General features: G+C 69.9%; 24 protein-coding genes, 2 tRNA genes and 1 pseudogene. 16 read left to right on the top strand and 11 right to left on the bottom strand.

The features are described 5' to 3' along the window. Window positions 1–90 precede the first annotated feature (90 nt). Window positions 91–543: pseudogene (locus M3Q35_RS26820) on the bottom strand (Tm-1-like ATP-binding domain-containing protein); the annotation flags it as partial. A 74-nt stretch (window positions 544–617) separates the two neighbouring features. On the opposite strand from M3Q35_RS26820, the gene M3Q35_RS26815 reads away from it, so the two are divergent. The 4 genes from M3Q35_RS26815 to M3Q35_RS26800 all read left to right on the top strand — a co-directional run bounded on the left by M3Q35_RS26815 (window position 618) and on the right by M3Q35_RS26800 (window position 4339). Continuing rightward, window positions 618–956, top strand: coding sequence for a hypothetical protein (locus M3Q35_RS26815; protein WP_273935289.1), 339 nt, complete (start codon window positions 618–620; stop codon window positions 954–956). 125 nt (window positions 957–1081) lie between these two features. Further along, entirely contained in the window at window positions 1082–2695 is a 1614-nt protein-coding gene (gene cimA / locus M3Q35_RS26810) for a citramalate synthase (RefSeq protein WP_273935288.1), read from the top strand. Window positions 2696–2744: 49 nt separating this feature from the next. Next, window positions 2745–3518, top strand: a complete 774-nt coding sequence (locus M3Q35_RS26805) for a fumarylacetoacetate hydrolase family protein (protein WP_273935287.1) — start codon at window positions 2745–2747, stop codon at window positions 3516–3518. Between the two features lie 173 nt (window positions 3519–3691). Continuing rightward, window positions 3692–4339: a LuxR C-terminal-related transcriptional regulator gene (locus M3Q35_RS26800; protein ID WP_273935286.1), complete on the top strand. Its 648-nt coding sequence runs from the start codon at window positions 3692–3694 to the stop codon at window positions 4337–4339. Between the two features lie 63 nt (window positions 4340–4402). Here M3Q35_RS26800 and M3Q35_RS26795 read toward each other — a convergent pair whose 3' ends face one another. Continuing rightward, complete coding sequence (locus M3Q35_RS26795; protein WP_273935285.1) at window positions 4403–5623, bottom strand: FAD-dependent oxidoreductase; 1221 nt, start codon at window positions 5621–5623, stop codon at window positions 4403–4405. A gap of 288 nt (window positions 5624–5911) precedes the next feature. On the opposite strand from M3Q35_RS26795, the gene M3Q35_RS26790 reads away from it, so the two are divergent. The 3 genes from M3Q35_RS26790 to M3Q35_RS26780 all read left to right on the top strand — a co-directional run bounded on the left by M3Q35_RS26790 (window position 5912) and on the right by M3Q35_RS26780 (window position 6976). After that, complete coding sequence (locus M3Q35_RS26790) at window positions 5912–6658, top strand: HAD family hydrolase (RefSeq protein ID WP_273935284.1); 747 nt, start codon at window positions 5912–5914, stop codon at window positions 6656–6658. 117 nt (window positions 6659–6775) lie between these two features. Next, window positions 6776–6847, top strand: a tRNA-Gln gene (locus M3Q35_RS26785). A gap of 56 nt (window positions 6848–6903) precedes the next feature. Further along, window positions 6904–6976, top strand: a tRNA-Glu gene (locus M3Q35_RS26780). 833 nt (window positions 6977–7809) lie between these two features. Here M3Q35_RS26780 and M3Q35_RS26775 read toward each other — a convergent pair. Further along, window positions 7810–8511, bottom strand: a complete 702-nt coding sequence (locus M3Q35_RS26775; RefSeq protein ID WP_273935283.1) for an IclR family transcriptional regulator — start codon at window positions 8509–8511, stop codon at window positions 7810–7812. Between the two features lie 94 nt (window positions 8512–8605). On the opposite strand from M3Q35_RS26775, the gene leuC reads away from it, so the two are divergent. From leuC to M3Q35_RS26760, 3 genes are all read left to right on the top strand, one after another. Continuing rightward, on the top strand, window positions 8606–10009 hold the full coding sequence (leuC, locus tag M3Q35_RS26770; RefSeq protein WP_273935282.1) for a 3-isopropylmalate dehydratase large subunit: 1404 nt from the start codon (window positions 8606–8608) through the stop codon (window positions 10007–10009). A gap of 11 nt (window positions 10010–10020) precedes the next feature. Beyond that, window positions 10021–10623, top strand: coding sequence for a 3-isopropylmalate dehydratase small subunit (leuD, locus tag M3Q35_RS26765; RefSeq protein WP_273935281.1), 603 nt, complete (start codon window positions 10021–10023; stop codon window positions 10621–10623). A 208-nt stretch (window positions 10624–10831) separates the two neighbouring features. Beyond that, entirely contained in the window at window positions 10832–11467 is a 636-nt protein-coding gene (locus tag M3Q35_RS26760; RefSeq protein ID WP_273935280.1) for an HU family DNA-binding protein, read from the top strand. Window positions 11468–11690: 223 nt separating this feature from the next. Here M3Q35_RS26760 and M3Q35_RS26755 read toward each other — a convergent pair whose 3' ends face one another. The 4 genes from M3Q35_RS26755 to cofC all read right to left on the bottom strand — a co-directional run bounded on the left by M3Q35_RS26755 (window position 11691) and on the right by cofC (window position 16384). Continuing rightward, window positions 11691–12587, bottom strand: a complete 897-nt coding sequence (locus M3Q35_RS26755) for an NUDIX hydrolase (protein ID WP_273944479.1) — start codon at window positions 12585–12587, stop codon at window positions 11691–11693. Window positions 12588–12589: 2 nt separating this feature from the next. Then, entirely contained in the window at window positions 12590–14692 is a 2103-nt protein-coding gene (locus M3Q35_RS26750) for an RNA degradosome polyphosphate kinase (protein ID WP_273944478.1), read from the bottom strand. 834 nt (window positions 14693–15526) lie between these two features. Then, window positions 15527–15715: a hypothetical protein gene (locus M3Q35_RS26745; protein WP_273935279.1), complete on the bottom strand. Its 189-nt coding sequence runs from the start codon at window positions 15713–15715 to the stop codon at window positions 15527–15529. 30 nt (window positions 15716–15745) lie between these two features. After that, window positions 15746–16384, bottom strand: coding sequence for a 2-phospho-L-lactate guanylyltransferase (gene cofC / locus M3Q35_RS26740; protein WP_273935278.1), 639 nt, complete (start codon window positions 16382–16384; stop codon window positions 15746–15748). Between the two features lie 68 nt (window positions 16385–16452). On the opposite strand from cofC, the gene M3Q35_RS26735 reads away from it, so the two are divergent. The 4 genes from M3Q35_RS26735 to M3Q35_RS26720 all read left to right on the top strand — a co-directional run bounded on the left by M3Q35_RS26735 (window position 16453) and on the right by M3Q35_RS26720 (window position 19896). Continuing rightward, on the top strand, window positions 16453–17187 hold the full coding sequence (locus tag M3Q35_RS26735) for a lysophospholipid acyltransferase family protein (RefSeq protein ID WP_273935277.1): 735 nt from the start codon (window positions 16453–16455) through the stop codon (window positions 17185–17187). A gap of 7 nt (window positions 17188–17194) precedes the next feature. Then, window positions 17195–18199: an NAD(P)H-dependent glycerol-3-phosphate dehydrogenase gene (locus tag M3Q35_RS26730; RefSeq protein ID WP_273944476.1), complete on the top strand. Its 1005-nt coding sequence runs from the start codon at window positions 17195–17197 to the stop codon at window positions 18197–18199. Next, on the top strand, window positions 18196–19296 hold the full coding sequence (locus M3Q35_RS26725) for a cystathionine gamma-lyase (RefSeq protein ID WP_273935276.1): 1101 nt from the start codon (window positions 18196–18198) through the stop codon (window positions 19294–19296). Before M3Q35_RS26730 ends, M3Q35_RS26725 begins: the two co-directional genes overlap by 4 nt. Window positions 19297–19425: 129 nt before the next feature. After that, on the top strand, window positions 19426–19896 hold the full coding sequence (locus M3Q35_RS26720) for a cysteine dioxygenase (protein WP_273935275.1): 471 nt from the start codon (window positions 19426–19428) through the stop codon (window positions 19894–19896). Between the two features lie 4 nt (window positions 19897–19900). Here the strand turns inward: M3Q35_RS26720 and M3Q35_RS26715 are convergent, their stop codons facing one another. Further along, entirely contained in the window at window positions 19901–20542 is a 642-nt protein-coding gene (locus tag M3Q35_RS26715) for a pyridoxamine 5'-phosphate oxidase family protein (RefSeq protein WP_379794165.1), read from the bottom strand. 56 nt (window positions 20543–20598) lie between these two features. On the opposite strand from M3Q35_RS26715, the gene pdxR reads away from it, so the two are divergent. Continuing rightward, window positions 20599–21981, top strand: a complete 1383-nt coding sequence (gene pdxR, locus M3Q35_RS26710; RefSeq protein WP_273935273.1) for a MocR-like pyridoxine biosynthesis transcription factor PdxR — start codon at window positions 20599–20601, stop codon at window positions 21979–21981. Here the strand turns inward: pdxR and M3Q35_RS26705 are convergent. Next, window positions 21912–22541 (bottom strand): hypothetical protein, encoded by a 630-nt coding sequence (locus M3Q35_RS26705; RefSeq protein WP_273935272.1) that lies wholly within the window; start codon window positions 22539–22541, stop codon window positions 21912–21914. The two genes, pdxR and M3Q35_RS26705, sit on opposite strands and share 70 nt — an antisense overlap. A gap of 158 nt (window positions 22542–22699) precedes the next feature. Between M3Q35_RS26705 and M3Q35_RS26700 the strand changes: the two genes are divergently transcribed. Next, window positions 22700–23782 carry a D-alanine--D-alanine ligase family protein gene (locus M3Q35_RS26700; protein WP_273935271.1) on the top strand — a complete coding sequence of 361 codons (1083 nt, stop codon included), beginning with the start codon at window positions 22700–22702 and terminating at the stop codon, window positions 23780–23782. Window positions 23783–23856: 74 nt separating this feature from the next. Here the strand turns inward: M3Q35_RS26700 and M3Q35_RS26695 are convergent, their stop codons facing one another. Next, on the bottom strand, window positions 23857–24417 hold the full coding sequence (locus M3Q35_RS26695) for a DUF3515 domain-containing protein (protein WP_273935269.1): 561 nt from the start codon (window positions 24415–24417) through the stop codon (window positions 23857–23859). A gap of 12 nt (window positions 24418–24429) precedes the next feature. Further along, window positions 24430–24663, bottom strand: a complete 234-nt coding sequence (locus tag M3Q35_RS26690; RefSeq protein ID WP_273935268.1) for an Lrp/AsnC ligand binding domain-containing protein — start codon at window positions 24661–24663, stop codon at window positions 24430–24432. Window positions 24664–24701 lie beyond the last annotated feature (38 nt).

The following is a 24701-nucleotide window of genomic DNA, read 5'->3' as shown; positions in this document are numbered from 1 at the left end:
CAAAACCCCCGTGAGTCCCGCTCAGCGTCACACCGAATGTGTGAATCCGTTTCACGCATTCACCCTGACGCTAAGCGGGACTCGCGGGGTTTAGGGGGAGCCGGTGATGACGTGGTGGAGGTCGTCGGCGGCGTCGGTGGCGAAGGCGGCGTCGTCGCAGACCACGTGGGGGACGTCGTACGTGGCGGCCGGGTCGGTGGAGATGACGCCGGCGAGGAAGCCGCTGTCCACAAGGGACGGCAGCGGGCGGCTGTCCGGCACGACGACGACGGCGTAGCCCCAGTGCTCGAGACGGGGCCGGGTGGCCGGCACGGTGGTGGCGACCAGCGGCCGGTGGTGGCGGGTCGGGTTGTGCCGGCCGGCGTGGTAGCTGCGGGCCATGCCGGTGATGGCGGCGGCGGCGTTGTCGAGGATGCGCTCGGAGACCTGGTCGATGCCGACGATGTCGACCACGGAGTGCATGGTGGTGACGTCGGTGACGCCGCCGTGGGTGTGGTGGTCCCGAGCGGTGACGAGCAGCTTGGGCACCCCGATCGGTAACGCGCGTAGGGCCGCGAAGGCGGGGAGCCGCCGGTAGGCCCGCCGACGGCCAGGACGCCGTGTAAGCGGCCCTGTTCGTGCAGCTTGACCAGGACGTCAGCGGCCCCGACGCCGTCGAGCGCGACCGGCTCGCAGCCCCCGACGCGGACGCGGTCCATCAGCCAGGCGTACTCGGCGCCTTCGGCGTTCGGCGCGCCCAGCAGGACGACAGTGACCACGCAGCCTTCTCCCTTCGACGAAGGCGGCTGACGACCAGGCTGCTCCTTCCATCGAAATTGGACCAGTCCAATTTCGGCAAGGTGGACCGGTCATGGGCTGTTTCGGTTAAAATTCCCGACTGGTGGGAAGTTTCGTCCGACGCTTGGTCAGTTCGGGCCGGGTGTGGCAGCATGCGGGTGTGGCTCTCCACACCGTGATCATCATTGCGCAGCGCGCCGGGTAGTGCCCCTGACGGCACCCGGCGCGCAGACCTCTTGCATTCGCAGGGGGTCTTTTGCTTTTCAGGGCCACTTACAGCTTCCCTCTCGCAAGGAGCAGACCGTTGAGCAGGACTACACCGGCCGGGACGCCGCTGGGCGACGGCTTCCACGTCTTCGACACCACCCTGCGGGACGGCGCCCAGCGCGAGGGCATCACGTATTCGGTGACGGACAAGCTGGCCGTGGCCCGCCTGCTCGACGGCATCGGCGTCGGCTTCATCGAGGGCGGCTGGCCGGGCGCGCTGCCCAAGGACACGGAGTTCTTCGCCCGCGCCGCGGCCGGCGAGCTGGAGCTCAAGCACGCGGTGCTGGTGGCGTTCGGGTCGACCCGCAAGGCCGGCGTGAAGGTCGAGGACGACCTTCAGGTGCAGGCCCTGCTCGACTCGCAGGCCCCGGTCGTCACGCTGGTGGCCAAGTCCGACCGTCGGCACATCGAACGGGCGCTGCGCACGACCGTCGACGAGAACTGCGCCATGGTCGCCGACACCGTCCGGTACCTGGTGGCCCAGGGCCGCCGCGTTTTCCTGGATGCGGAGCACTTCTTCGACGGCTACGCCTACGACCCGGAGTGCGCGCTGCGCGTCCTCCAGGCGGCCGGCGAGGCCGGGGCCGACGTGGTGGTGCTGTGCGACACCAACGGCGGCCAGCTGCCGGTCGGGCTCGGACAGACCGTCACCGAGGTGATGGCCCGCACCGGGCTGCGCGTCGGCATCCACTGCCAGGACGACACGTCCTGCGCGGTGGCCAACACTCTCGCGGCGGTGCAGGCCGGCGCGACCCATGTGCAGTGCACGGCCAACGGCTACGGGGAGCGGGCCGGCAACGCCGACCTGTTCGCCGTCATCGGGAACCTCGTGACCAAGCTCGGGATGCCGGTGGTACCCGCCGACTCCGTCGCCGAGCTGACCCGCGTGTCCCATGCCCTCGCCGAGATCGCGAACATCGCCCCCGACACCCACCAGGCCTATGTCGGGGCGTCGGCCTTCGCCCACAAGGCGGGGCTGCACGCGAGCGCGATCAAGGTGGATCCGGATCTCTACAACCACATCGATCCGGCCACCGTCGGCAACGGCATGCGGGTCCTGGTCACCGAGATGGCCGGCCGGGCGAGTCTTGAGCTCAAGGGACGAGAGCTCGGGCTCGACCTGGCCGGCCGGCCCGACGCCGTCGGCAGCGCCGTGCAGAAGGTGAAGGAGCTGGAGGCCAAGGGCTGGTCCTTCGAGGCCGCCGATGCCTCGCTGGAACTGTTGCTGCGCAACGAGCTGTCCGAAGTGGACGAACCACCGTTCACTTTGGAGTCCTACCGGGTGCTGCTGGATCACCGGCAGGACGGCGTGATCGTGTCCGAGGCCACGGTCAAGGTGCACGTCGGCGGCGAGCGCGTGATCGCCACCGCCGAGGGCAACGGTCCCGTGCACGCGCTGGATGCCGCGCTGCGCCAGGCACTCCGGCCACACCTGTCCTGGATGGACAGTGTGGAGCTGGCCGACTACAAGGTGCGCATCCTGACCGACCACCCGGGCACCGACGCCATCACCCGCGTGCTCGTGGAGTCGACCGACGGCGAGCACGAGTGGACGACGGTCGGCGTGCACAACAACATCGTCGAGGCGAGCTGGCTGGCCCTCTGCGACGCCCTGGCCCACAAGGCGATGCGGGTGCGCGCCCTGGCGTGAGACGTAGCTGACGGGCCGCACCGCGGCCCGTCCTATTAGGCTCGGTCCCGTGCGATTCGCCAGGATTTCTCATTCGGAAGGGGCGTCCTTCGTCGCCATCGGCGGCGAGCCGGACAGCCTGATCGCTGCGGAACTGTCGACCTCGGTGTTCGAGGACCCGAAGTTCACCGGCCGGACGTGGCCACTGGCCGCGGTACAGCTGCTGGCCCCGATCCGCCCGTCCAAGGTGGTGTGCATCGGCAAGAACTACGCCGACCACGCCCGCGAGATGGGCGGCGAGCCGCCGGCCGACCCCGTCATCTTCATCAAGCCGTCGACCTCGGTGATCGGCCCGGACGCGACCATCGAGGTGCCGGCCGGCCTCGGCCGCGTCGACTACGAGGGCGAGCTGGCGATCGTCATCGGCGGCCTGCCGGTGCGCCGGCTCAAGGCCGAGGACGCGAGCTCGGCCATCCTCGGGTACACCATCGCCAACGATGTCACGGCCCGTGAGCAGCAGAAGGCCGACGGCCAGTGGACGCGCGGCAAGGGCCACGACACGTTCTGCCCGCTGGGGCCGTGGATCGAGACCAACCTCGACCCGGCCGGCCTCGACCTGCGCACCGAGCTGGACGGCGAGCTCAAGCAGGACGGCAACACCAGCGACCTGCTGCACGGCATCGGCGAGATCCTGGAGTGGATCACTGCCGGCATGACGCTGCTGCCCGGGGACGTGGTGCTCACCGGCACGCCGGCCGGCGTCGGCCCGATGACCGACGGGCAGACCGTGTCGGTGTCCATCGAGGGGATCGGCACACTCACCAACAAGGTCGCCGCCGTCTAGTCGCCTTGGCCCATGATCGAAGGGCCGGTCGGCGCAACTTCGCGCCGTCCGGCCCTTTTGGCGCTTCCGCTGCTGAACCATGGCGTGCTATCCCGCGTTGAGCCGATTGCGAAACCAGTGAGGTCAGCAATCTGGCCCCGACCGGTTGGCCGCAGCGCAGCGGAGGTGATGGCATGGTGGTGCCCGATCCCGCAAGGGTGCTGTTGGTCGACGCCTCTCAGCTGATCACCGAGGGGCTGCGCGTCTGTTTGCAGCGCACGCAACGTTTCCGGGTGGTCGGTGTGGCGCACACCTCGTCCGAGGCGCTGCGCTGCCTGCGTGGGCTGCTGGTGGACCTGGTCGTGACCGATCTGGCCGTGCCCGGCGCCGGTGCCCTGCGCACGGTTCGCGACGTGCGGGCCCAGCGCCCGTCGGCGACCACCGTGGTCGTCAGCGAGATGGACAGCCCGGAATGGGCCAAGGCGGCGCTGAACCAGGGCGCCTCGGCGTACCTGCTCAAGACGACACCGCTGCGGGAGTTGGTGTCGGTGTTCAGCGAGGTGCTGGCCGGCGCCACCCACGTGCTCGATCCCCGCCTCGGCGGGCAGGTCCAGCTCTCGGCCGACCTGCCCCCGCATGCCGTGCTGCCCCAGCTGTCGGCCCGCGAGTTCGACGTGCTGGCCGAGATGATCAAGGGCCTGGACAACCAGACCATCGCGCACCACCTGTTCATCAGCACGGACACCGTCAAGACCCACGTGAAGGCCATTCTCCGCAAACTCGGCGCAAAGGACCGCGCCCAGGTCGTGGCGATGGTCCTCAGTGGACGGGTGCCGCGCTGAGCCCCCCGGTGACGAGAACGCGCCTTTCCTGAACTCCGAGTTGAGGAATGGTCCGTTCCGAACTCACCGGCGGGCGAAATCGGGCGCGTGTTCCGGGCGGAAACCGATTGCCACCAGGTAGGCCGGAATCAGGCCGAGCTTGGGGAAACGGTTCAGCAGCCGCAATGCGAGCGGCGTTCGCTTCATCAGATCGACACGGCCGCTCAGCGCCGGGCCGACAGCGTTGTCATGCATCAGCCGCTGCATGCCCTGCGTGATGGTGGTGGCCGGACCGCGCCGGCGCTGCACCTTGGCCAGATCCTCGGTCGTGACGGTCCCTCGGCGCAGCGGGGCGGCCAGGATCCTTGCCGCTGCAACGGCATCCTGCACGGCCAGGTTGATACCGACGCCGCCGACCGGCGACATGGCGTGCGCCGCGTCACCGATGCACAGCAGACCGTCGCTGTACCACTGGGTCAGCCGGTCCAGTTTCACGTCGAGCAGCTTGGCGTCGTCCAGCGACTCGATGGCGTCAACCCGGTCGGCCAGCCACGGCAGCACGCCGGCGACGCTGTCCCGGAACGCCTGCAGGCCGGCCTTGCGCCAGCGCGCGTCCGAGCCCTTCTCGATCAGGAAGGCCAGCTGGAAGTAGTCGCCGCGGTCGATGTAGACGACCATGCGGCCGCTGCCGATCATGCCGCCGATGCCGATCGGGTCGCCCTCATGCCGCGGCACCCGCAGCCACCAGCAGTCCATCGGCACCCGCCAGCTGCGAATCCCCAGCCCCAGCGCGCTGCGCAGGATCGAACGGCGACCGTCGCACGCCACCGTGAGATCGGCCTGGATCTCGCCGCTCTCGCCGTCCTTGGTGCGGTAGGTGATGCCGGTGACGCGGCCGTCCTTCGTGGTCAGGCCGGTCGCCTCGGTGTTCATGCGCAGGTGGAACGTCGGCTCGGTCGACGCCGCGTCGGCGATCATGTCGAGGAAGTCCCACTGCGGCACCATCGCGATGTGCTTGTGCGGGCCGGGCAAACCGCTCAGATCCACGCCGACCGTGGTCTCCGGCCCCGCCGGGAAGCCGATCTGCGTCAGCAGCCGGTGCGGCACCTTGGCGAAGTTCTCGGCCAGGCCCAGCTCGTCCAGCAGCCGCAGTGTCGAGGCGTGCACCGTGTCGCCGCGGAAGTCCCGCAGGAAGTCGCCGTGCTTCTCCAGCACGGTCACGTCCACCCCGGCCCTGGCCAGCAGCAGCCCCAGCATCATCCCGGCCGGGCCGCCGCCCACCACGCAGCACGTCGTCCGTTCCATCGCCATCCCTCTTTTCAACGCTTGTTGAATAATCTCAGGATGCTCGCGCCCGGCACCGCCGTCAACCCGCTTCACCCGGACAGGCACACGTGACCCGCGTTACGGCCGCCGGTCGCACGCCGTCACCGATGCGCCACGACTCGGAGAAACCCGTTGTCGGACACCGAGAAACGTGACCTGTCGCACGCGCAGCGGAATCGCGGGACGGCGGAGAGTGACCACGATCAAGGGGTAGCTTCACCTTGTTAGCCGAATCGCGGACAAGGGATCCGCACCTAGCCTCTCCTGGTGACGCCAGTTCTCTCCGCATTCACCACCCGCACCACCGTCGAAATCCGCGCCGTTTGCCTGGACATCGACGACACGCTGATTGACTACGACGGATCGGCGAGAACCGCGTTGACCGCCCTTGTCGGACACGACGAGGCGTGGCCCGCATGGCAGCGCACCACCGACGAGCACGTGGCCCGCGCCATCTCCGGCGAGTTCGACTACGACACCATGCGCTGGCGGCGCACCAAAGCCTTCTTCGCCGTGCTCGGCGAACACCTCGACGACGCCGAAGTCCGGCGGCGCGAAGACAGCCGCCTCGCCGTCATGGAACGCTCATGGCGGGTGTTCGACGACACCATGCCCCTGCTCGACTGGCTGCGGGCCAGCGGCATCAAGGTCGCCGCCGTGACCAACGCCTCCGGCTCCCGGCAGCGCGCCAAGATCGCCGCCGTCGGCCTGTCCGAATTCTTCGACCACGTCGTCATCGCAGGTGAGCTCGGTGTCGCCAAGCCCGACCCCGTGATTTTCCACACCGCCTGCCTCGACCTCGACGTGCTGCCCGCCGAGACCGTGCACGTCGGCGACCGCCTCGACCTCGACGCCATCGGCGCCCGCGACGCCGGCATGCACGGCGTATGGCTCAACCGCGACGGTCTCGACCCCCAGCTCGCGCCCGCCGGCGTATGGACCATCAACAGCCTCGCCGAGCTCCCCGAACTCGTCGTCTGCGAGCTCTCCACCCCCGGCCTCGACGCCCTCTGACCTGCGCGATCAGGCACCGCCGCGGCCCGATTTCGTGATCGGGCCCGCCATGGTCTAGTATTCATTCCGGCAGGGCGGACGGCCTCCGGCAACACCAAAGCTGATCCAGAATGCCAATGGGGTATGGTGTAATTGGCAGCACGACTGATTCTGGTTCAGTTAGTCTAGGTTCGAGTCCTGGTACCCCAGCGTGAGGCACCCAAAGCGATGTGCTAGGGTACCTCCCAGCAAGAAAACTAAGTCCTGGCCCCGTCGTCTAGCGGCCTAGGACGCCGCCCTCTCAAGGCGGTAGCGCGGGTTCGAATCCCGTCGGGGCTACTCAAGATCGGGCGATCCCTGTGCTTCTTCGAAGCACGGGGATCTTTCGTTTTCTCACTGGGGCTCTCGCCCCAGACCCCAAGGCAGGGCGGGCTTCGCCCCCTGCACCCCCTTGGCTCGGCTTCGCCTTCGCTGCGGGCTTCGCTTCGCTCGCCCTCGGTGGTGGGGTTCGGGCTTCGCTTCGCTCGCCCTGGTGGGGGTGGGCTTCGCTTCGCTCGCCGTGGGGTTCGGCGTTGTCTGTCGCCTGCCCGGCTCGTGCTTCAGCGTCCCGCTTTGCCTTCGGCTTGCTGCTTCGCTTGTCCACCTTTGGCTTCGGCTCGTGTTGAGCCGTCCTGCCTGGCCTTCGGGCTGCTGCTTCGCCTGTCGCCTTGCGGCCTTGTGGCCTGCCTCGCCTTCGGCTTCGGCCGCCTCGGCTTCGGCTCGTGTTTAGCTGTCCTGCCTGGCCTTCGGCCTGGTGCTTCGCCTTGCCGCCTTGCGGCCTGCATCGGCTTCGGCGTCCTGCTGGTGCTTCGTCCCGCTGGCGGCTCCTGTCCCGTCGGGGTCCTCCTGTCTTTCTTCTCGCGACTCTTTCTTCCTTCTGTCGGTTGCCTTCCTCTTTGGTGGTTTCTCGGGTACCGGGGTCTTTGCCGTGCTTCCTGGCCTTCCGTTTCCGTGTCCCGCTTTGCTGGGGCTGCCGGGCGGTGAGTGAGGGCCGCCTGTCCTTGCTCCTCCTTGCTTCCGCGTCGGCCTGCCAGGGGGTGTCGTTGCCTGTCTGTTCCCGCCTTCCGCGCGCCCCCAAAAAGTGCGGGGTAGGCGAGGGGGCTCGCCTACCCCGCGGAGAGGGTGAGGGGGAGTTAGAGGCGGTTTTGGAGGGCCTCGGCGGCGGCCAGGAGGTCGGCGGCCCAGCGGCCGCCGGGGCGGCGGCCGATGCGGTCCACGGGGCCGGAGACGGAGACGGCGGCTATGACGGAGCCGGAAGAGTCGCGGACGGGGGCGGAAACGCTGGCTACGCCAGGTTCGCGTTCGCCGACCGACTGTGCCCAACCGCGGCGGCGGACCTCAAGGAGGGTGCGCTCGCCGAAGAGGGCGTCGGAGAGGAGGGCGCGCTGGGTGGGGGAATCGGCCCACGCGGCCAGGACCTTGGCGCCGGAGCCGGCGGTCATGGGAAGGCGGGCGCCCACCGGCACGGTGTCGCGGAGGCCACTGGGGGGCTCGGCGGCGGCTACGCAGATGCGCTGCATGCCGTCACGACGGTAGAGCTGCACGGACTCGCCGGTGATGTCGCGGAGGCGGGGAAGGACGGAAGAAGCCGCGTCGAGGAGGGGGTCGGTGGCCCCACCGGCCAGCTCGGCCAGGGCCGCCCCGGGGCGCCAACGGCCGTCGGAACCGCGGCGCAGCAAGCGATGCACCTCGAGGCCTACGGCGAGGCGATGGGCGGTGGCACGGGGAAGACCCGTGCGGTTGCAGAGTTCCGCCAGGCCGCAAGGGTCCTTGGCGACGGCGCTGAGCACCGCCACCGCCTTGTCCAGAACGCCGATCCCGCTATGCTGTCCCACGTCGCGATACTAGCTTCCCGCGATGTGGGAAGTCCAGCCGCGCCACCATCTGGGAAACCCGAACTGACACGACATCCCCGAAGGGGAGGAGCCCATGGGCCGCACGCTCGCGGAGAAAGTCTGGGACGCGCACCTGGTGCGCAAGGGCGACGGAGCCGAACCGGACCTCATCTACATCGACCTGCACCTGGTGCACGAAGTCACCAGCCCGCAGGCCTTCGACGGGCTGCGGCTCGCCGGCCGGAAACTCCGTCGGCCGGACCTGACCATCGCCACCGAGGACCACAACGTTCCTACGGTGGACGTCGAACTTCCGATCGCCGACCCGGTGTCCCGCACCCAGGTGGAGACGCTTCGGCGCAACTGCGCGGAGTTCGGCGTTCGACTGCACCCGATGGGCGACGCGGAACAGGGCATCGTGCACGTGGTCGGCCCGCAGCTGGGCCTGACCCAGCCGGGTATGACGGTGGTCTGCGGCGACAGCCACACCTCTACGCACGGCGCGTTCGGGTCGATCGCCTTCGGGATCGGGACGTCTGAGGTCGAGCACGTGATGGCCACCCAGACGCTGCCGCTGAAGCCCTTCAAGACCATGGCGATCAACGTCAACGGCACGCTGCGCCCGGGCGTCACGTCCAAGGACGTGATCCTGGCGGTGATCGCGAAGATCGGCACCGGCGGCGGCCAGGGCTACATCCTGGAGTACCGCGGCGAGGCCATCGAGGCGATGTCGATGGAAGCCCGCATGACGGTGTGCAACATGTCGATCGAAGCAGGCGCCCGCGCCGGCATGATCGCGCCGGACGACACGACGTTCGACTACATCAACGGCCGCCCGCACGCGCCGAAGGGCGCGGATTGGGACGCGGCTGTCGAGTACTGGCGCTCGCTGCGCACGGACGACGACGCCACCTTCGACACCGAGGTGGACATCGACGCGGACACGCTGACGCCGTTCGTCACCTGGGGCACGAATCCGGGACAGGGCCTGCCGCTGGGCGACCGGGTGCCGAACCCGGAGGACATCGGCGACGAGAACGCCAAGGTGGCGGCCGAGAAGGCACTGGCCTACATGGGCCTGGAGCCGGGCACGCCGCTGCGTGACATCCACGTCGACACCGTCTTCCTCGGCTCCTGCACCAACGGTCGCATCGAGGACCTCCGTGCGGCGGCGGCGGTTCTACAGGGCCGCAAGGTCGCATCGGACGTACGCATGCTGGTGGTGCCCGGTTCGATGCGGGTGCGCGCGCAGGCGGAGTCCGAGGGACTGGACAAGGTCTTCACCGACGCGGGCGCCGAGTGGCGGTCCGCGGGCTGCTCCATGTGCCTTGGCATGAACCCCGATCAGCTCAAGCCGGGCGAGCGCAGCGCCTCGACCTCCAACCGCAACTTCGAGGGCCGCCAGGGCAAGGGCGGCCGAACCCACCTGGTGTCGCCGCTGGTCGCCGCGGCCACCGCGGTGCGCGGCACGCTGTCGTCGCCGGCCGACCTGGACTGAGGAGCAACGCCATGGAACCGTTCACCAGCCACACCGGGGTCGGCGTCCCGCTGCGCCGGTCCAACGTGGACACCGACCAGATCATCCCCGCCGTCTATCTGAAGCGCGTCACCCGCACCGGCTTCGAGGACGGCCTGTTCGCCGCCTGGCGCGCGGACGAGAACTTCATCCTCAACCAGGGACCCTTCCGCGCCGGCAGTGTTCTGGTCGCGGGCCCCGACTTCGGCACCGGCTCGTCCCGTGAGCACGCCGTGTGGGCGCTGATGGACTACGGCTTCCGGGTGGTTGTCTCGTCCCGGTTCGCCGACATCTTCCGGGGCAACGCCGGCAAGCAGGGCCTCGTGGCGGCGCAGTGTGAGCAGTCCGACATCGAACTGTTGTGGAAGCTGCTCGAGAACGAGCCCGGCACCGAGGTCACGGTCGACCTGACCGCGAAGACGGTCCGCGCCAAGGACTTCTCGGCCCCCTTCCAGATCGACGACTACACCCGTTGGCGGCTGCTGGAAGGACTCGACGATATCGGCCTGACCTTGCGAAACGTCGACGCGATCGGGGAATTCGAGACGGGCCGCGCGACTTGGCTGCCCACAACGAACCCAGTCACGGCGGGCTGATCGGGGAGGCCGCCGCGACTCGAATCCGGCGGCCTCCCAACCCTCCCACGCCGCCCCGAAAACCGGGCTTATGTCCCCCGGTGGGGCGGAAACAACGTGCCATCAGCAAAAAAATGGGCGTGGCGCGTGGAAATTCTTGGCGCGTTGGCTTACCGTGTGCCAGAAGTGGCCCAACTACAGGGCCGATGGTGTCCTGGGAGGGACTGAAGTGAACAAGGCCCAACTCATTGAGGCTCTGGCCGAGCGTCTCGGCGACAAGAAGGCCGCCAGCTCGGCCGTCGACGGCATCGTCGACATCGTCGTGCGCACCGTCCAAAAGGGCGAGAAGGTCAACGTCACGGGCTTCGGTGTGTTCGAGAAGCGGGCTCGCGCCGCTCGCACCGCGCGCAACCCGCGCACCGGTGAGACGGTGAAGGTCAAGAAGACCAACGTTCCCGCTTTCCGTGCCGGCACGACGTTCAAGGACGTCATCAGCGGCGCCAAGAAGCTGCCGAAGGCCGTTGCCGCCAAGCCGGCCGCCGCCGCCAAGGCGACCACGACCGCTGCTGCCGCCGCGAAGCCGGCCACCACCACGCGTCGCACCGCTGCCGCCAAGCCGGCCGCTGCCGCCGCGAAGCCGGCCACCACGCGTCGCACCGCTGCCGCCAAGCCGGCCGCTGCCGCCGCGAAGCCCGCCACCACGCGGAAGGCCGCGCCGAAGCGCGCCACGGCCGCCGCCAAGCCGGCCGCTGCGGCCACCACCGCTGCCGCGAAGCCGGCCGCGACCAAGGCCGCGCCGAAGAAGGCCGCGACCGCCACCGCGAAGAAGGCCGCGCCGAAGAAGGCCGCTGCCGCCAAGAAGTGACCATGTGCGGCCGAGTCACCCGCTCGGCCGGGCGTGATCTGACGAAGTAGAAGCGAATCCGGTGCACGACCCGCGCGTACCGGTTCGTTCAGGAGCCAGGGGCCCGTGCATCCAGCATGGGCCCCTGATCCTTTTGTGGGGCTACAACATTAGGGAAAACCCCCGCACCCCAGGGGGTATGACCACAACCCGTGGGGTACAAGGGGTCTGCCGACCCCTAGGGCTAGCGACCGGCCGGTTTCGGCAGGGGGCTGGGAAAGTAGTCGGCGGCGACCAGCCGCGGCTCCCGGCGCCGCGTCGGCGGCCGGAACGAGAGCACCCAGAAACTGGCCTTCTTGCTGGGGATTTCGTCAAGGCGCACGCCGTTGAGGTCGGCCAATCGGGCGACCACATCGGGAATCACGCCGCCCTGGCTGCTCACCACGGGCGTGCCGCCGGCGGCCACGATGTCCAGCAACCGGGCCACCCCGGCCGACGGGCTCACCCAGTAGCCCTCCTCGGACAGCAGTGGCTCGCTGCGGATCTCCATACCCAGCCCGGCCACCGTGTCCTCGCACCGGGTCCTGGGGGCCGCATGGACGCGATCAGCCCCGAACAGCGGCAGAATCCGGGCCAGTGCCGCGGCCTGCCGCTGTCCGGACGGGCTCAGCGGCCGCAGGTCGTCGTCGCCGTCCCACTCGTCGCGCTTGCCCGCCTTGGCGTGCCTGACCAGCAGAAGCGTGCTCAAACGGGCCGGTAGCGCGGTGAACTCGGCCAGCACCAGCCGGTCGTGCTGATAGCTCAACAGATCCCCGGCGGCATCGGGGGAAACCCATTTCAGCCGACCGACCTCATCGTTGGCCTCGAAGTCGCCATCGAGGAAGCGGGCCGAGAAGTACTCGACGACCTTCCGTCGGCCGTCCACCACGTATTCGGCGGACGGCAGACGGCGGCCCAAGGCGATCGAGAAGCCGGTCTCCTCCAGCACTTCTCGAACCGCCGCCGACGGTGTCGTTTCGTCAGCGTCCAATTTTCCCTTGGGCAGTGACCAATCGTCATATCGTGGTCGATGCACCACGGCCACTTCGACCTGCTCGGTGACACTGCTGGGACGCCACACAACGGCGCCGGCGGCTCGGATAGTCACACCTGCTGTTCCTTCGCACTGTGGAGTTTCATCAGTTCGACCTGATGGTCGCGAACACGGGAACCGTCCGCCGGGGACGGATCCCAGTTCCCGGCGGAGGTGAGCTCCCAGCACCGGGTGGCCGGATCCATCGTCGAATCCAGCACGCTGTCCAACTGCGCGACCAGTTTCGGGTCGGTCACCTTCACCAGCACCTCGACCCGCCGGTCCAGATTGCGGTGCATCATGTCGGGGCTGCCGATCCACAGTTCGTCCGAACCGGCGAACCGCACGATCCGCGAGTGCTCGAGGAAACGTCCCAGGATCGAGCGGACCTTGATGTTCTCGGACAGACCCGGCACTCCCGGCTTGATCGCGCAGATGCCGCGCACGATCACCTCGATAGGCACGCCGGCCTGCGAAGCGCGGTAGAGGGCGTCGATGACCTGTTCGTCCACGAGCGAGTTGGCCTTGAGCCGCACGCCCGACTTGCGGCCGGCTCGCGCGTGCTCGATCTCCTGCTCGATCCGCTGCACGATGCCGCGGCGCACGCCGTAGGGCGCGACCATCAGCGTGCGGTAGTTCTCCTGCCGGGCATAGCCGGTCAACACGTTGAACAGGTCGGTGAGGTCCGCGCCGATCGCCGGCTCCGCGGTCAGGATGCCGACGTCCTCGTACAACCGGGCGGTCTTCGGGTTGTAGTTGCCGGTGCCGATGTGGCAGTACCGCTTGATGGACGAGCCCTCCTGGCGGATCACCAGCGCGGTCTTGCAGTGCGTCTTCAGGCCGACAAGGCCGTAGACCACGTGCACGCCGGCCTTTTCCAGCGCACGGGCCCACTTGATGTTGGCCTCCTCGTCGAACCGCGCCTTCAGCTCGACCAGCGCCACCACCTGCTTGCCGGCCTCGGCCGCGTCCATCAGCGCGTCGACGATCGGCGAGTCGCCCGAGGTGCGGTACAGCGTCTGCTTGATGGCCAGCACGTTCGGGTCGGCCGCGGCCTGCTCGATGAAACGCTGCACGCTGGTGGAGAAGGAATCGTAGGGATGGTGCACGAGCACGTCCCCGTCCCGCAGTGTGGCGAACACGCTGCGCGGCGTCTCCCGGTCGGCGAACGCCGGATGGGTGGCCGGCACGAACGGGGGATCCTTGAGCTCCTTGCGATCCACCCCGTACACCTGCCACAGGCAGGACAGGTCCAGCAGACCGGGCACCTCGACGACCTCGTCCGGCTCCACGTCCATCTCCCGCAGCAGCAGGCGAAGCACGTGGTCGGTCATGTCGTCGCCGACCTCGAGCCGCACCGGCGGGCCGAACCGGCGCCGGGCCAGTTCCCGTTCCAGCGCCTTGAGCAGGTCCTCGTCCTGGTCCTCCTCGACCTCGAGGTCGGCGTTGCGGGTGATACGGAAGACGTGGCACTCGATGATGTCCATGCCGGCGAACAACTCGCGCAGGTGCGCGGCGATCAGTTCTTCCAGCGGCAGGAACGTCGCGGTGCCGCTGCGCCGGTCGGCCTCGACGCGGATCAGCCGCGGCACGTTGTCCGGCACCTTCACGCGGGCGAACTGCTCGGGGCCGCCTTCGGGCGTGCGGACCGTGACGGCCAGGTTGAGCGACAGCCCGGAGATATAAGGGAAGGGGTGCGCCGGGTCGACCGCGAGCGGCGTGAGCACCGGGAACACCTGTTCGCTGAAGTAGTTGGACAGCCGCAGCTGGTCCGGCTCCTCCAGGTCCTGCCAGGACACGATGCGCACGCCGTGCTGCTCGAGTCCGGGCCGGATCTCGTTGAGGAACGCCTTGGCGTGCTGGTCGACCAGTTCCTGGCTGCGGGCGGCGATCCGGCTCAGCTGCTCGCTCGGCGTCAGGCCGTCGGCGCTGCGCACGGTCAGGCCGGTCTCCTCACGGCGCTTCAGGCCGGCCACCCGCACCATGTAGAACTCGTCCAGGTTCGACGCGAAGATGGCGAGGAACTTGGCCCGCTCCAGCAGCGGCTGCGAGGCGTCCTCAGCCAGCGCCAGCACGCGGGCGTTGAAGTCCAGCCACGACAGCTCACGGTTGAAGTAGCGGTCGTCGGGCAGATCGGTGACGCCGATGTCCTGCGTCGCGGCCGGCGGCGTGATGACGCGGTGGGCCGGGCCTTCGGCGGGACGCGGGCGGCGCGTGCGTTCAGCCGGCGGAACCGGCGTCACGACGGCGGTCCTGCTTTCGGTCAGCGGCGTGATCTCTGCCCTGGCCTCGACCACCGGGGAGACGGTCGGGGCAGGCGGCGGTGTGGCGCGAGTCCGCGGCGCCCGCGTTTTCGGCGCGGCGGCGGTTTTTGCGGCGGCCGGCTTGGCTGACGTGCGAGTGGCCGCCGTCTTCGCGGCGGTGCGCGCGGCCTGAGTCGTGGGCGTGGCCGCGGTGGTTTTGTCGGCCGGCGCCTTCGCCGCGGCCGGTGTGGGCGTTGTCGGCGTCTTGGGCGTGGCCGCGGTGTCGGCTGGGGTCGGCGTGGCGGCCGCCTTTGGCTTGGCGGCTGTGGTGCGCGCGGCCTGGGTCTTCGGCTTGGCCGCAGTGGTCTTGGCCGCTGGGGCCTTCGCCGTTGTGGTCTTGGCCGCCGGTGTTGCGGCTTTGGCTCGGCTGCGGGTCGGCTTGGCCTCCGCCGCTGGTTCCGTCGTCTTCGCGGCACGAGCCCGTGTCGCCTTGGGCTTGGCCACCGGTTCGGCCTGGGGTTCCGCCTTCGCGGTGCCGCGCCGCCGGGTGGGCGCGGGGGTGTCCGCCGCGGCCTTGGCGGTGGCCGCGGTGCTACGGGTGCTCGTCCGCCTGGGGGTCGCTCGTGGCTGCCGCGCCCTGGCGGTGGCGGGCTTGGTCTGCTCGGCCGTGGCCTCGTCGTTGGTTTCCGTACGCACGGTGGCCATTGTTCCCCAGAGCGAACCAAAGGCGCTGCTGGCGAGGAACGACACGATGAACACCCAGAGCTACGAAGGCGGTTTCATCTCGACGACCACGCCGTTGTCCCGGCGCAATGTCACCCGCTGTCCGGGCCGCGGCGCGCGCCAGCCGCCGGCCGAAACCGCCGCCGCGGGCACCTCGACCAGCAGACCGTCGTCGCGCAGGACAGTGGCCGAACCGTCGCCGTGCAGGGTGTGCACGGTGGCCTGCTCCATGACGGCCAGCCTAGCGCGGTCCACTGTGGATCAGGCCGACAGCCGGAACCGCTGCTGCGTTCGTGCACCGAGACCGAGCTGTGCGGCCACCGCGAGATCGGCTTCGGTGTCCACGTCGCAGCGCAGCGACGGCCAGTCGCCGATGAGTTCGATCGCCCCGGACGCTCGGTGCGCCTCGGCCGACCCGACGCCGAACCGCGGGTCCAGCGGTTCGTCCGGCGCGCCGATGAGCAGTGTCGTGCCGGTGCCCTGACGATCCGGGACGAACGCACGCTTGCCGTCGGCGGCGGCGATCGCGGCCGCCAGCTCGGCCGACCGCAGCGCCGGCAGGTCGGCCTGCAACGCGCCGACGTGCCGGCCCGACCCGGATCCACCCAGCACCGACGCCCCGTGCCGGTACGCCTCGTTCAGACCGGGCTCGGCCTCGGCCACGCACCGAATTCCCTCAGCCCGCAACACCGCCGTCAGCATGGGATCGGACGTGACGACCACCACGTCCCGCACGCCGTCCGCGGCCGTCGCCGCCAGGATCGTGTCCAGCGCGACCGCCACCACCAGGTCCGCGTGCGCCTGCGGGTCGCCGATGCCGCCGTCGGCCGCTCCGACCAGCCGGGACTTGGCCCGGTCCAGTCGCTTCACCGGCACCACGAGGTCGAGGTAGCTCCGCACTTCTCCATCATGCAGACTCGGCCAGGCGAAAACGAACAGCGGGCGATTGTCGAACGTGAGGGAGTGCGATGCGCAAGGAGAAGGGCGGGCCGTGGATCAGGATGTGCGCCATCGTCCTGTATCCGACGGTGAAGCTGCTCGCGCGCCGGGTGAACAAGGGGCCGAAGCTGCCCCGGCACGGCGGCGTGCTGCTGGTGATGAACCACGTCTCGCATCTCGATCCGGTGTTCGACGCCATCCTTGTGCACAACAACGAGCGGGTGCCGCGCTTCATGGCCAAGGCATCGCTGTGGAAGGTGCCGGTGCTGGGCAAGGTCCTGGTCGGCGCCGGCCAGGTGCCGGTGTTCCGCGGCGGTGACGCCAGGGAGAGCCTGCGCGCGGCCAAGGAGAGCATCGACGTCGCCAACAAGGGCCTTGAGCAGGGCAAGCTGCTGGTGATCTACCCGGAGGGCACGATCACCAAGGACCCGGACGGCTGGCCGATGGCCGCCCGCACCGGTGCGGCCCGGCTGGCACTGGCCAGCGACGTGCCGGTGGTCCCGGCCGCCCGCTGGGGCACCCGGGCCATCTACGACGGCTACAACAAGAAGTTCCGGCCGTTCCCGCGCAAGACGGTCACCTCGGTCATCGGCGAGCCGATCGACCTGTCGGCCTACCGGGGCCAGCCGGTCACCGCGCAGGTGCTGCGCGAGGTCACGGACCTGATCATGGGGCGGGTCAAGGAGCTGCTCGAGCAGGCCCGCGGCGAGCAGGCGCCCGAGGGTTTCTTCTCGCCGGCCAAGGCCGAGAAGAACGGGGACTGACGTGGAGCTGCAGCGCATCGCGGTGCTGGGGGCCGGGTCGTGGGGGACCGCGTTCGCCAAGGTGTTGGCCGACGCCGGCCGCGACGTGGTGCTGTGGGCGCGCCGGCCGGAGGTGGCCGACGAGATCACCGGCCAGAAGCTGAACACCGGCTACCTGCCGGGCATCCGGCTGCCGGAGACGCTGCGGGCCACCGCCGACCCGATCCTGGCCCTCGACGGGGCCGAGGCCGTGGTGCTGGCCGTGCCGAGTCAGACGCTGCGCGCCAATCTGGCCTCGTGGCGGGAGTTGCTGCCCGAGGGCGTGACGCTGGTCAGCCTGGCCAAGGGCATCGAGCTGGGCACCGGCAAGCGGATGAGCGAGGTCGTGGCCGAGGTCGCGCAGGTGCCGAGCGAGCACGTGGCGGTCGTGTCGGGGCCGAACCTGGCCCGGGAGATCGCCGCGCAGCAGCCGACCGCGACCGTCGTGGCCTGCATGGACCATGAGCGTGCGGTGGCCGTGCAGCGAGCCAGCGCCAACGGCTACTTCCGGCCGTACACCATTACGGATGTCGTCGGCTGCGAGCTCGGCGGCGCGTGCAAGAACGTGATCGCGTTGGCCTGCGGCATCGCGCACGGCCTCGGCTTCGGCGACAACACCATGGCCTCGCTGATCACCCGTGGCCTGGCCGAAACCGCTCGCCTCGGCGCGGCGCTCGGCGCGGACCCGATGACCTTCGCCGGCCTGGCCGGCCTAGGCGACCTGGTCGCCACCTGCGCCTCGCCGCTGTCCCGCAACCGCAGTTTCGGCGAGCGGCTGGGCAAGGGCGAGACGCTGGCCCAGGCCCAGGAGGCCGCGCACGGGCAGGTCGCCGAGGGCGTGAAGTCGTGCTCGTCCATCCAGGACCTTGGCGCGAAGCACGGCGTCGACATGCCGATCACCGACGGCGTGCGTCGCGTCTGCCACGACGGCCTGGACCCGCGGGCCATGGCCGCGGAACTGCTCGGCCGGGCCCAGAAGGCGGAACGCCAGTGAGCGAGTGGGGCGACGGCACGCGCTGCGTGCACGCGGGCGCGGCCGAACCCGTTGCCGGACAACCGTTCCTGGCCGGACCCGTGCTGGCTGCCCCCTTCCATCTCGGTGCCGACGACTTCTACGGTCGCGCCGGCAACCCGACCTGGCGGGCGCTGGAATCGGCCATCGGCGCGCTGGACGGCGGCCTGTGCACGGTGTTCCCGTCCGGCATGGCCGCGATCACCACGCTCCTGCGGACGGTGCTGTCTCCCGGCGATGTAATAGCCATACCCGCTGATGGGTATTACCTCGTGCGGACCTTCCTCGCCGGACTGGACGTCCAGGCCCGCGAGGTGCCGACGGTTGGCCCGTGGACGCGGGAGGTTGTCGAAGGCGCACGGTTGGTGCTGCTGGAAACGCCGTCCAATCCGGGCCTGGACGTCTGCGACATCAAGGCGATCGCCGAGCTGGCGCACGCGGCCGGCGCGCTGGTCGCGGTGGACAACACGACGGCGACGCCGATCGGCCAGCGGCCGCTGGAGCTCGGTGCGGACATCTCCGTGGCCAGCGACACCAAGGCCGTTGCCGGGCACAGCGACGTCCTTTTCGGACACATCTCCGTGACCGACGAGGCACTGTGGACGGAGTTGCAGCGGCAGCGCAGTCTCAGCGGCGCGATTCCCGGCCCGTTCGAGACGTGGATGGTGCACCGCGGCCTCGGCACGCTGGACGTGCGGCTGGCCCGGCAGGCCGAGAACGCCGCGGCGCTGGTGGCCAAGCTGCGCGGGCATGAAGCCGTGGCCAACGTGCGCTGGCCGGGCTCGCCCGACGACCCGTCGCACGCCGTCGCCGCCCGGCAGATGCGCCGGTTCGGCGGCGTCTTCACGTTCGAACTGGCCTCGGCCGACCTGGTGGCGCGGTTCCTGGCCACCAGCCGGCTGGTGGCCTCGGCGACCAGCTTCGGCGGCCTGCACAGCACGGCCGACCGGCGGGCCCAGTGGGGCGACCCGGTTCCGGAAGGTCTCGTCCGGTTCTCCGCCGGACTGGAGGATTCCCACGATCTGGTACTGGACGTGGTGGGTGCGCTTGACCGGGCGCTGGCCTCGCCGGTTCAATAGCTGGCATGTTGCTGCGTGCCATGACCGAACGGCGGGGTCACATCGACCTCTGCCGGGTCTGTGGCGCGCTGTGTCTTCCTCGGTGATCTGCCCGCGCACTCACCCATCCAGCAGGAAGACACCCGTCTCATGTTCGCCGTTCCGGAAAACACCGTGCTGTCCGACGTCCGCGTCGCCCCGCAGCAGCCCACCAAGATCCTCCGCGAGGTCCTCGCCGACCGCTCGAGCTGGGCGCATCTGCTGCGCTACGACCCGGTCGAGCGCTGGACCGCGCTGGTGCAGAGCACGTCCAGCTACGAGGTGTGGCTGATGAGCTGGCTGCCCGGGCAGGGCGCCGAGCTGCACGACCACGGCGGCGCCGAGGGCGCGTTCACCGTGGTCCAGGGCGTCCTGACCGAGATCGTCGGCCAGCCGGGGCGCAACGGCCAGGCGCTGCACGTGCTGCACGCCGGCCAGTCCCGGGTGTTCGGGCCGAACTACGTGCACCAGATGCGCAACGAGGGCATTGACCCTGCGGTGAGCATCCACGTGTTCGGCCCGACCCGGCAGCGCATGACGCCGTACCGCTTCGACCCGGTGGACGGTCCGGTTCAGGAGTAAGCGGTCACCGCTTGAGCACGTGCTCCGGCACGGGCAGCGGGGAGTCCGACTCGGGCACGCCCCATTCCATGGTCAGCGGCAGCACACCGGCCCAGGCGGTGTTGGCCTCGACGTCGAAGTCCTCGTCGTTCGGCGGCGCGTTGCGGATCTTCACCGACGCCTCGGTGAGGTCAAGGGCCAGCACGACCGTGGCGGCCAGCTCCTTCTTGTTGGGCAGCCGCGCGTGGTCCCAGGAGCCCGGCGCGAGGTGCTCGGTGACGACCTCGAGTCCCCGTAGCTTCTCGGTCGGGTCGTCGACCAGTCGGGTGGTCCCGAGCACGCAGGCGCTGCGGTAGTTCATGGAGTGGTGCATGACCGACCGGGCATAGACGATGCCGTCCACGATCGTCACGGTGACGCAGACCGGGCCGACGCCCATGCTGCGTGATCCGGTGGATCCGTGCAGGTAGAGCGTGTCGCCGTCGCGGCCGTAGCCGGTGGGCAGCACCACCGGCGCGCCGTCCCAGACCACGCCGAGGTGGCAGATCAGGCCGGAGTCGAGCACGTCGTCCAGGGCCGCGCGGTCGGTGGCGGCGCGTTCGCGATGTCGGTTGACGACGGTCCGTGGTGTCGGTGACAGTGGTGTTCGGCTCACGGTCACCAGCATCGACCGGTAAGTGGCATCATGAAAGAGCCACTGCTTGCCGAATTGAGAAGGCCACTTTGCCCGAGTCGGACGACGCCCTGCTCATCACGCTGGACCGCGAGGCCCGCACCCCGCTGGCCGTGCAGCTGGCCGACGCCCTGCGGGCCGCCGCCGCGGCCGGGCAGCTGCGGGCCGGCGACCGGCTGCCGTCGACCCGGACCCTGGCCAGCCACCTCAAGGTGAGCCGGACCGTCACCGCCGCGGCGTACGACCAGCTGCTGGCCGAGGGCTGGATCGTCGGCAAACACGGCTCCGGCACGTACGTGACGACCGCGCCGCCGGGATCATCGCCGGTGCCGGACCGGGCCCGACCGGAGCCGGCCGAGCAGGACCTGGTGTCGCTGGAACTGGGCCGGCCGTGGGTCGGCGGGCTCGACCGCGCCGCCTGGCGACGGGCGTGGCGGTCGGCCGCCGACACCGAACCGTTGGTACGCCACCATCCGGCCGGGCTGCCCGAGTACCGCGAGGCGGTGGCCGAACACCTGCTGCGGCACCGGGGTCTGACGATCCGAGGAGGGCTCGCGACCGAGGCCGTGCTGGCCACCGGCGGCACCAGCGCGGCCGTGGCCGAGATGGCGGTCAGCGCGTTCCGGCCCGGCGACACCGTTGCCGTTGAGGAACCCGGATATCAGCGCGCAGTCGAGGCTCTCAAGGCCGCCGGCGTCCAGGTGCTGCCGGCCCCGCTGGACCGGGACGGCATCCTCGTCGACCAGATCCCGTCCGGCATCCGGGCCGTCTACTGCTCGCCGGCGCACCAGTACCCACTCGGCAGTCGACTGCCGGCGGCCCGCCGCGTTGCACTGGTGGAACGGGCCCGCCGCGAGGGCTGGCTGATCATCGAGGACGACTACGACGGCGAGCTCCGCTACGACGTGGCGCCGCTGCCGCTGCTGGCCGCATTGGCCCCGGACGTCGTGGTGCACCTGGGCACCACCAGCAAGATCCTCACGCCGACGCTCGGCGCCGGCTGGCTCGTCGGCCCGCCGCAGCTGGCCGGCACGGTGCTGGCCTACCGGGAGCGCACCGGCACCGGGCCGGCCCCGGCCGGGCAGCGCGTGCTGGTCGAGTTGGCCCGCAACGGAGATCTCGGCCGGCATCTGCGCCGGCTGCGCCGCGAGCTGTCCGAACGACGCGTCCTGGTGGTGGAAACCCTTCGTACGGCCGGGATTCCCGTGCTCGGCGACGACGCCGGCTCGCACGTGGTCGTGCTGTTGCCGTCCCTGGAACGGGAACGGTCGGTGGTCCGGCAGGCCACCCGGCTCGGCGTGCGACTGGACGGTCTCGAACGGCACCACACCGGGCCGTCGCGCTGGCACGGCGTCGCGATCGGCTACACCGCCTGCTCGCGGGACCAGCTCATCAGCGTCCTGCCGCCGCTCATCGACCTCCTGATCACGTAACCCAGCAGGAACAGCAGGCTCAGCGCCGGCAGCGGATAGCCCAGCGAGTAGCCGATCGCCAAGTCCGCCAACGGGATCAGCGTCGTGGCCGCGAACACCCAGCGCGGCGCGGTCGGCAGCTTCACGTACAACGGCGTGCGGCCCCACGGCTTGGCGACGGAAAGCCAGGCCTGGAAACCGATCGCGCTCGCCATCAGCACCGTGCCGACCGCCATCGGCACGCTCGCGTGCCCCTCGCGCAGCGTCGGCGACAGCACGAAGATCCCCAGATACAGCTGCACGGTCGAGATCATGAACTTGGCCAGCACCCACCAGTGCTTGAAGAAGCCCCACGCCGTGGCGGCGGCCAGCATGAAGCCGGTGAACGTGGAGACGTTGGCCATCTGCGCCAACAATGTCATGTCGATCCGGTCGGCCATGTCCATCGCCGCCGGCAGTTGGTCCGGCTTCGCGAGACCGAGCGTGACCAGGCTGAACAGGGCCAGCGCCTGCGCCATCCAGCCGACGCCGGACACGACGTGCAGCCACAGCGCCAGCTGCCGCCATCTTTTTGCCGTCATGCCAACAACTTTGCGGCCCGCTGCGGCGTCACACATCCGTGAGCACCCCTAGGTGGGAGTCGACGGTGGGAGACGGTTCCGGGTATGAATTCACCACGGAGAGCGACAAGTTGGTGGCTGAGCGCCACCCTTCGGCCAGCCGGGTATGGTCGCTGCCTATGAACCAGCCCAGGATTCGCGTCGCCGTGGTGTTCGGCGGCCGCAGCACCGAGCACGGCGTGTCGGCGGTCTCGGCCGGCAGCGTGCTCCGACACCTGGACCAGGAGCGCTACGAGGTGGTCCCGGTCGGCATCACCACCGAGGGCACATGGGTGCTGGGTTCGGCCGAGCAGCTGGCCGTCACCGGCCGCGAGCTGCCCGAGGTCAGCTCGGGTGCGGAGCTGACGCTGGTCAACCACAACCTGGTCGCGCTGGAGCCGTCCCGCGCCGGCGAGGCGCTGGCCCACGTCGACGTGGTGTTCCCGGTGCTGCACGGCGCCTATGGCGAGGACGGCACCATCCAGGGTCTGCTCGAGCTGGCCGACATCCCGTACGTGGGGCCGGGCGTGCTGTCCAGCGCGGTGGCGATGGACAAGGAGTTCACCAAGAAGCTGCTGGCCGCCGAGGGTCTGCCGGTCGGCCCGTACGCCGTGGTCCGGCGCGGTCAGTCGACGCTGCCGCAGGCGGAGCGGGACCGCCTTGGGCTGCCCGTGTTCGTGAAGCCGGCCCGTGCCGGCTCGTCCACCGGCATCACCAAGGTCACCTCCTGGGACGACCTTGACCACGCCATCGACTACGCCCGGGCCATCGACCCCAAGGTGCTCGTGGAGGCGACCATCGTCGGCCGCGAGGTCGAGTGCGGGGTCCTCGAGTTCCCGGACGGCCGCGTCGAGGCCTCGCTGCCGGCCGAGATCCGGATGATCAGCGACACCGTCGACTGGTACGACTTCGACTCCAAGTACCTGGACACCGACGACGCCTGCGAGTTCGACATCCCGGCCAAGCTGGACGACGAGGTCACCGTCCGGCTGCGGGAGATGGCCGTTCGCGCCTTCACCGCGCTGGACTGCCAGGGTCTGGCCCGGGTCGACTTCTTCGTCACGCCGGACGACGAGCTGGTGATCAACGAGCTGAACACCATGCCCGGCTTCACCAGCGTGTCCATGTACCCCAAGATGTGGGCCGTCACCGGCGTCGACTACCCGACCCTGCTGTCCACCCTCATCGACACCGCCATCGCCCGCGGCACCGGCCTGCGCTGACCCGTGCCCTTGACGTTCGGAACGGACCATTCCTCTACTCGGAGTTTTGGAATGGTCCGTTCACAGCGTCAGGCTCAGCCCGGATTGGGGGCGATCGGTTGCGCCGGCAGGGTCTTGGTGACGGCGGCGGCCACCTCCTGCACGGGGCCGGTGCCGGCGTCCTTGGACTCGGTCAGGGCGATGTACACCGACCGGTCCACCACGTAGTGCGTCAACGTGCCGGCATCGCCGACGACGTCCAGCCACTGCACGCCGTTGACGGTCCCCAGTTGCGCGGTCTGCGTCAGCTCGGGTGGCTTGCCCAGCCCACACCGCAGCACGATCGGCTCATGCTGCGCGTCGCCCCACGCCACGGTCGCCGCCGGCGCGGGCTTGGCCAGCTCACGTCTGGGCACCTGCACGCCGGAGTCGGTGAGCTGCTGCGGCAGCGCCTTGAGCAGATTCGCGCACGCCGGCGAGCCCGCATCGGGCGCGTCGATGGAGACCAGGGCCAGCGGCCCGGTCTTGTCGCCGGAGGACACGGGCGGCGCCGCGGCCGGCCCGCCGATCACGCCGATCGCCGCCACGACGACGGCGAGCAGCGCCGGCAGGCCGATCGCGGCGGCCAGCACGGGCTTGGACGGGGTGACGCTCACCCCGCTACTCCATCACAGGTGCACGACCGGACACGTCAGGGTCCGGGTGATGCCCTCCACGTTCTGGATCCGGGCCACCACCAGCTGCCCCAGCTGGTCGACGGTGTCGGCGTCGGCGCGCACGATCACGTCGTACGGGCCGGTGACGTCCTCCGCGGTGGTGACGCCGGCTATGCCGGAGATCTCAGCTGCCACCGCAGCCGCCTTTCCGACCTCGGTTTGGATCAGGATGTACGCGTGGACCACGGCGCGCCCCTTCGTCTCGATCAGCCGGCACGGGGTAG

Origin of the sequence: Kutzneria chonburiensis, assembly GCF_028622115.1 — a bacterium.
GTDB lineage: Bacteria > Actinomycetota > Actinomycetes > Mycobacteriales > Pseudonocardiaceae > Kutzneria > Kutzneria chonburiensis.
The sequence above is the reverse complement of the archived record's forward strand: the minus strand, read 5'-3'. Positions and strand labels throughout refer to the sequence as shown.

Coding starts and splice junctions, on each gene's coding strand:
- M3Q35_RS26800 (WP_273935286.1), top strand. CDS start 3,692: ATGGTGGTGCCCGATCCCGCAAGGGTGCTGTTGGTCGACGCCTCTCAG.
- M3Q35_RS26795 (WP_273935285.1), bottom strand. CDS start 5,623: ATGGAACGGACGACGTGCTGCGTGGTGGGCGGCGGCCCGGCCGGGATG.
- leuC (WP_273935282.1), top strand. CDS start 8,606: ATGGGCCGCACGCTCGCGGAGAAAGTCTGGGACGCGCACCTGGTGCGC.
- leuD (WP_273935281.1), top strand. CDS start 10,021: ATGGAACCGTTCACCAGCCACACCGGGGTCGGCGTCCCGCTGCGCCGG.
- M3Q35_RS26745 (WP_273935279.1), bottom strand. CDS start 15,715: ATGGAGCAGGCCACCGTGCACACCCTGCACGGCGACGGTTCGGCCACT.
- M3Q35_RS26735 (WP_273935277.1), top strand. CDS start 16,453: ATGCGCAAGGAGAAGGGCGGGCCGTGGATCAGGATGTGCGCCATCGTC.
- M3Q35_RS26720 (WP_273935275.1), top strand. CDS start 19,426: ATGTTCGCCGTTCCGGAAAACACCGTGCTGTCCGACGTCCGCGTCGCC.
- M3Q35_RS26715 (WP_379794165.1), bottom strand. CDS start 20,542: ATGCTGGTGACCGTGAGCCGAACACCACTGTCACCGACACCACGGACC.
- M3Q35_RS26705 (WP_273935272.1), bottom strand. CDS start 22,541: ATGACGGCAAAAAGATGGCGGCAGCTGGCGCTGTGGCTGCACGTCGTG.
- M3Q35_RS26700 (WP_273935271.1), top strand. CDS start 22,700: ATGAACCAGCCCAGGATTCGCGTCGCCGTGGTGTTCGGCGGCCGCAGC.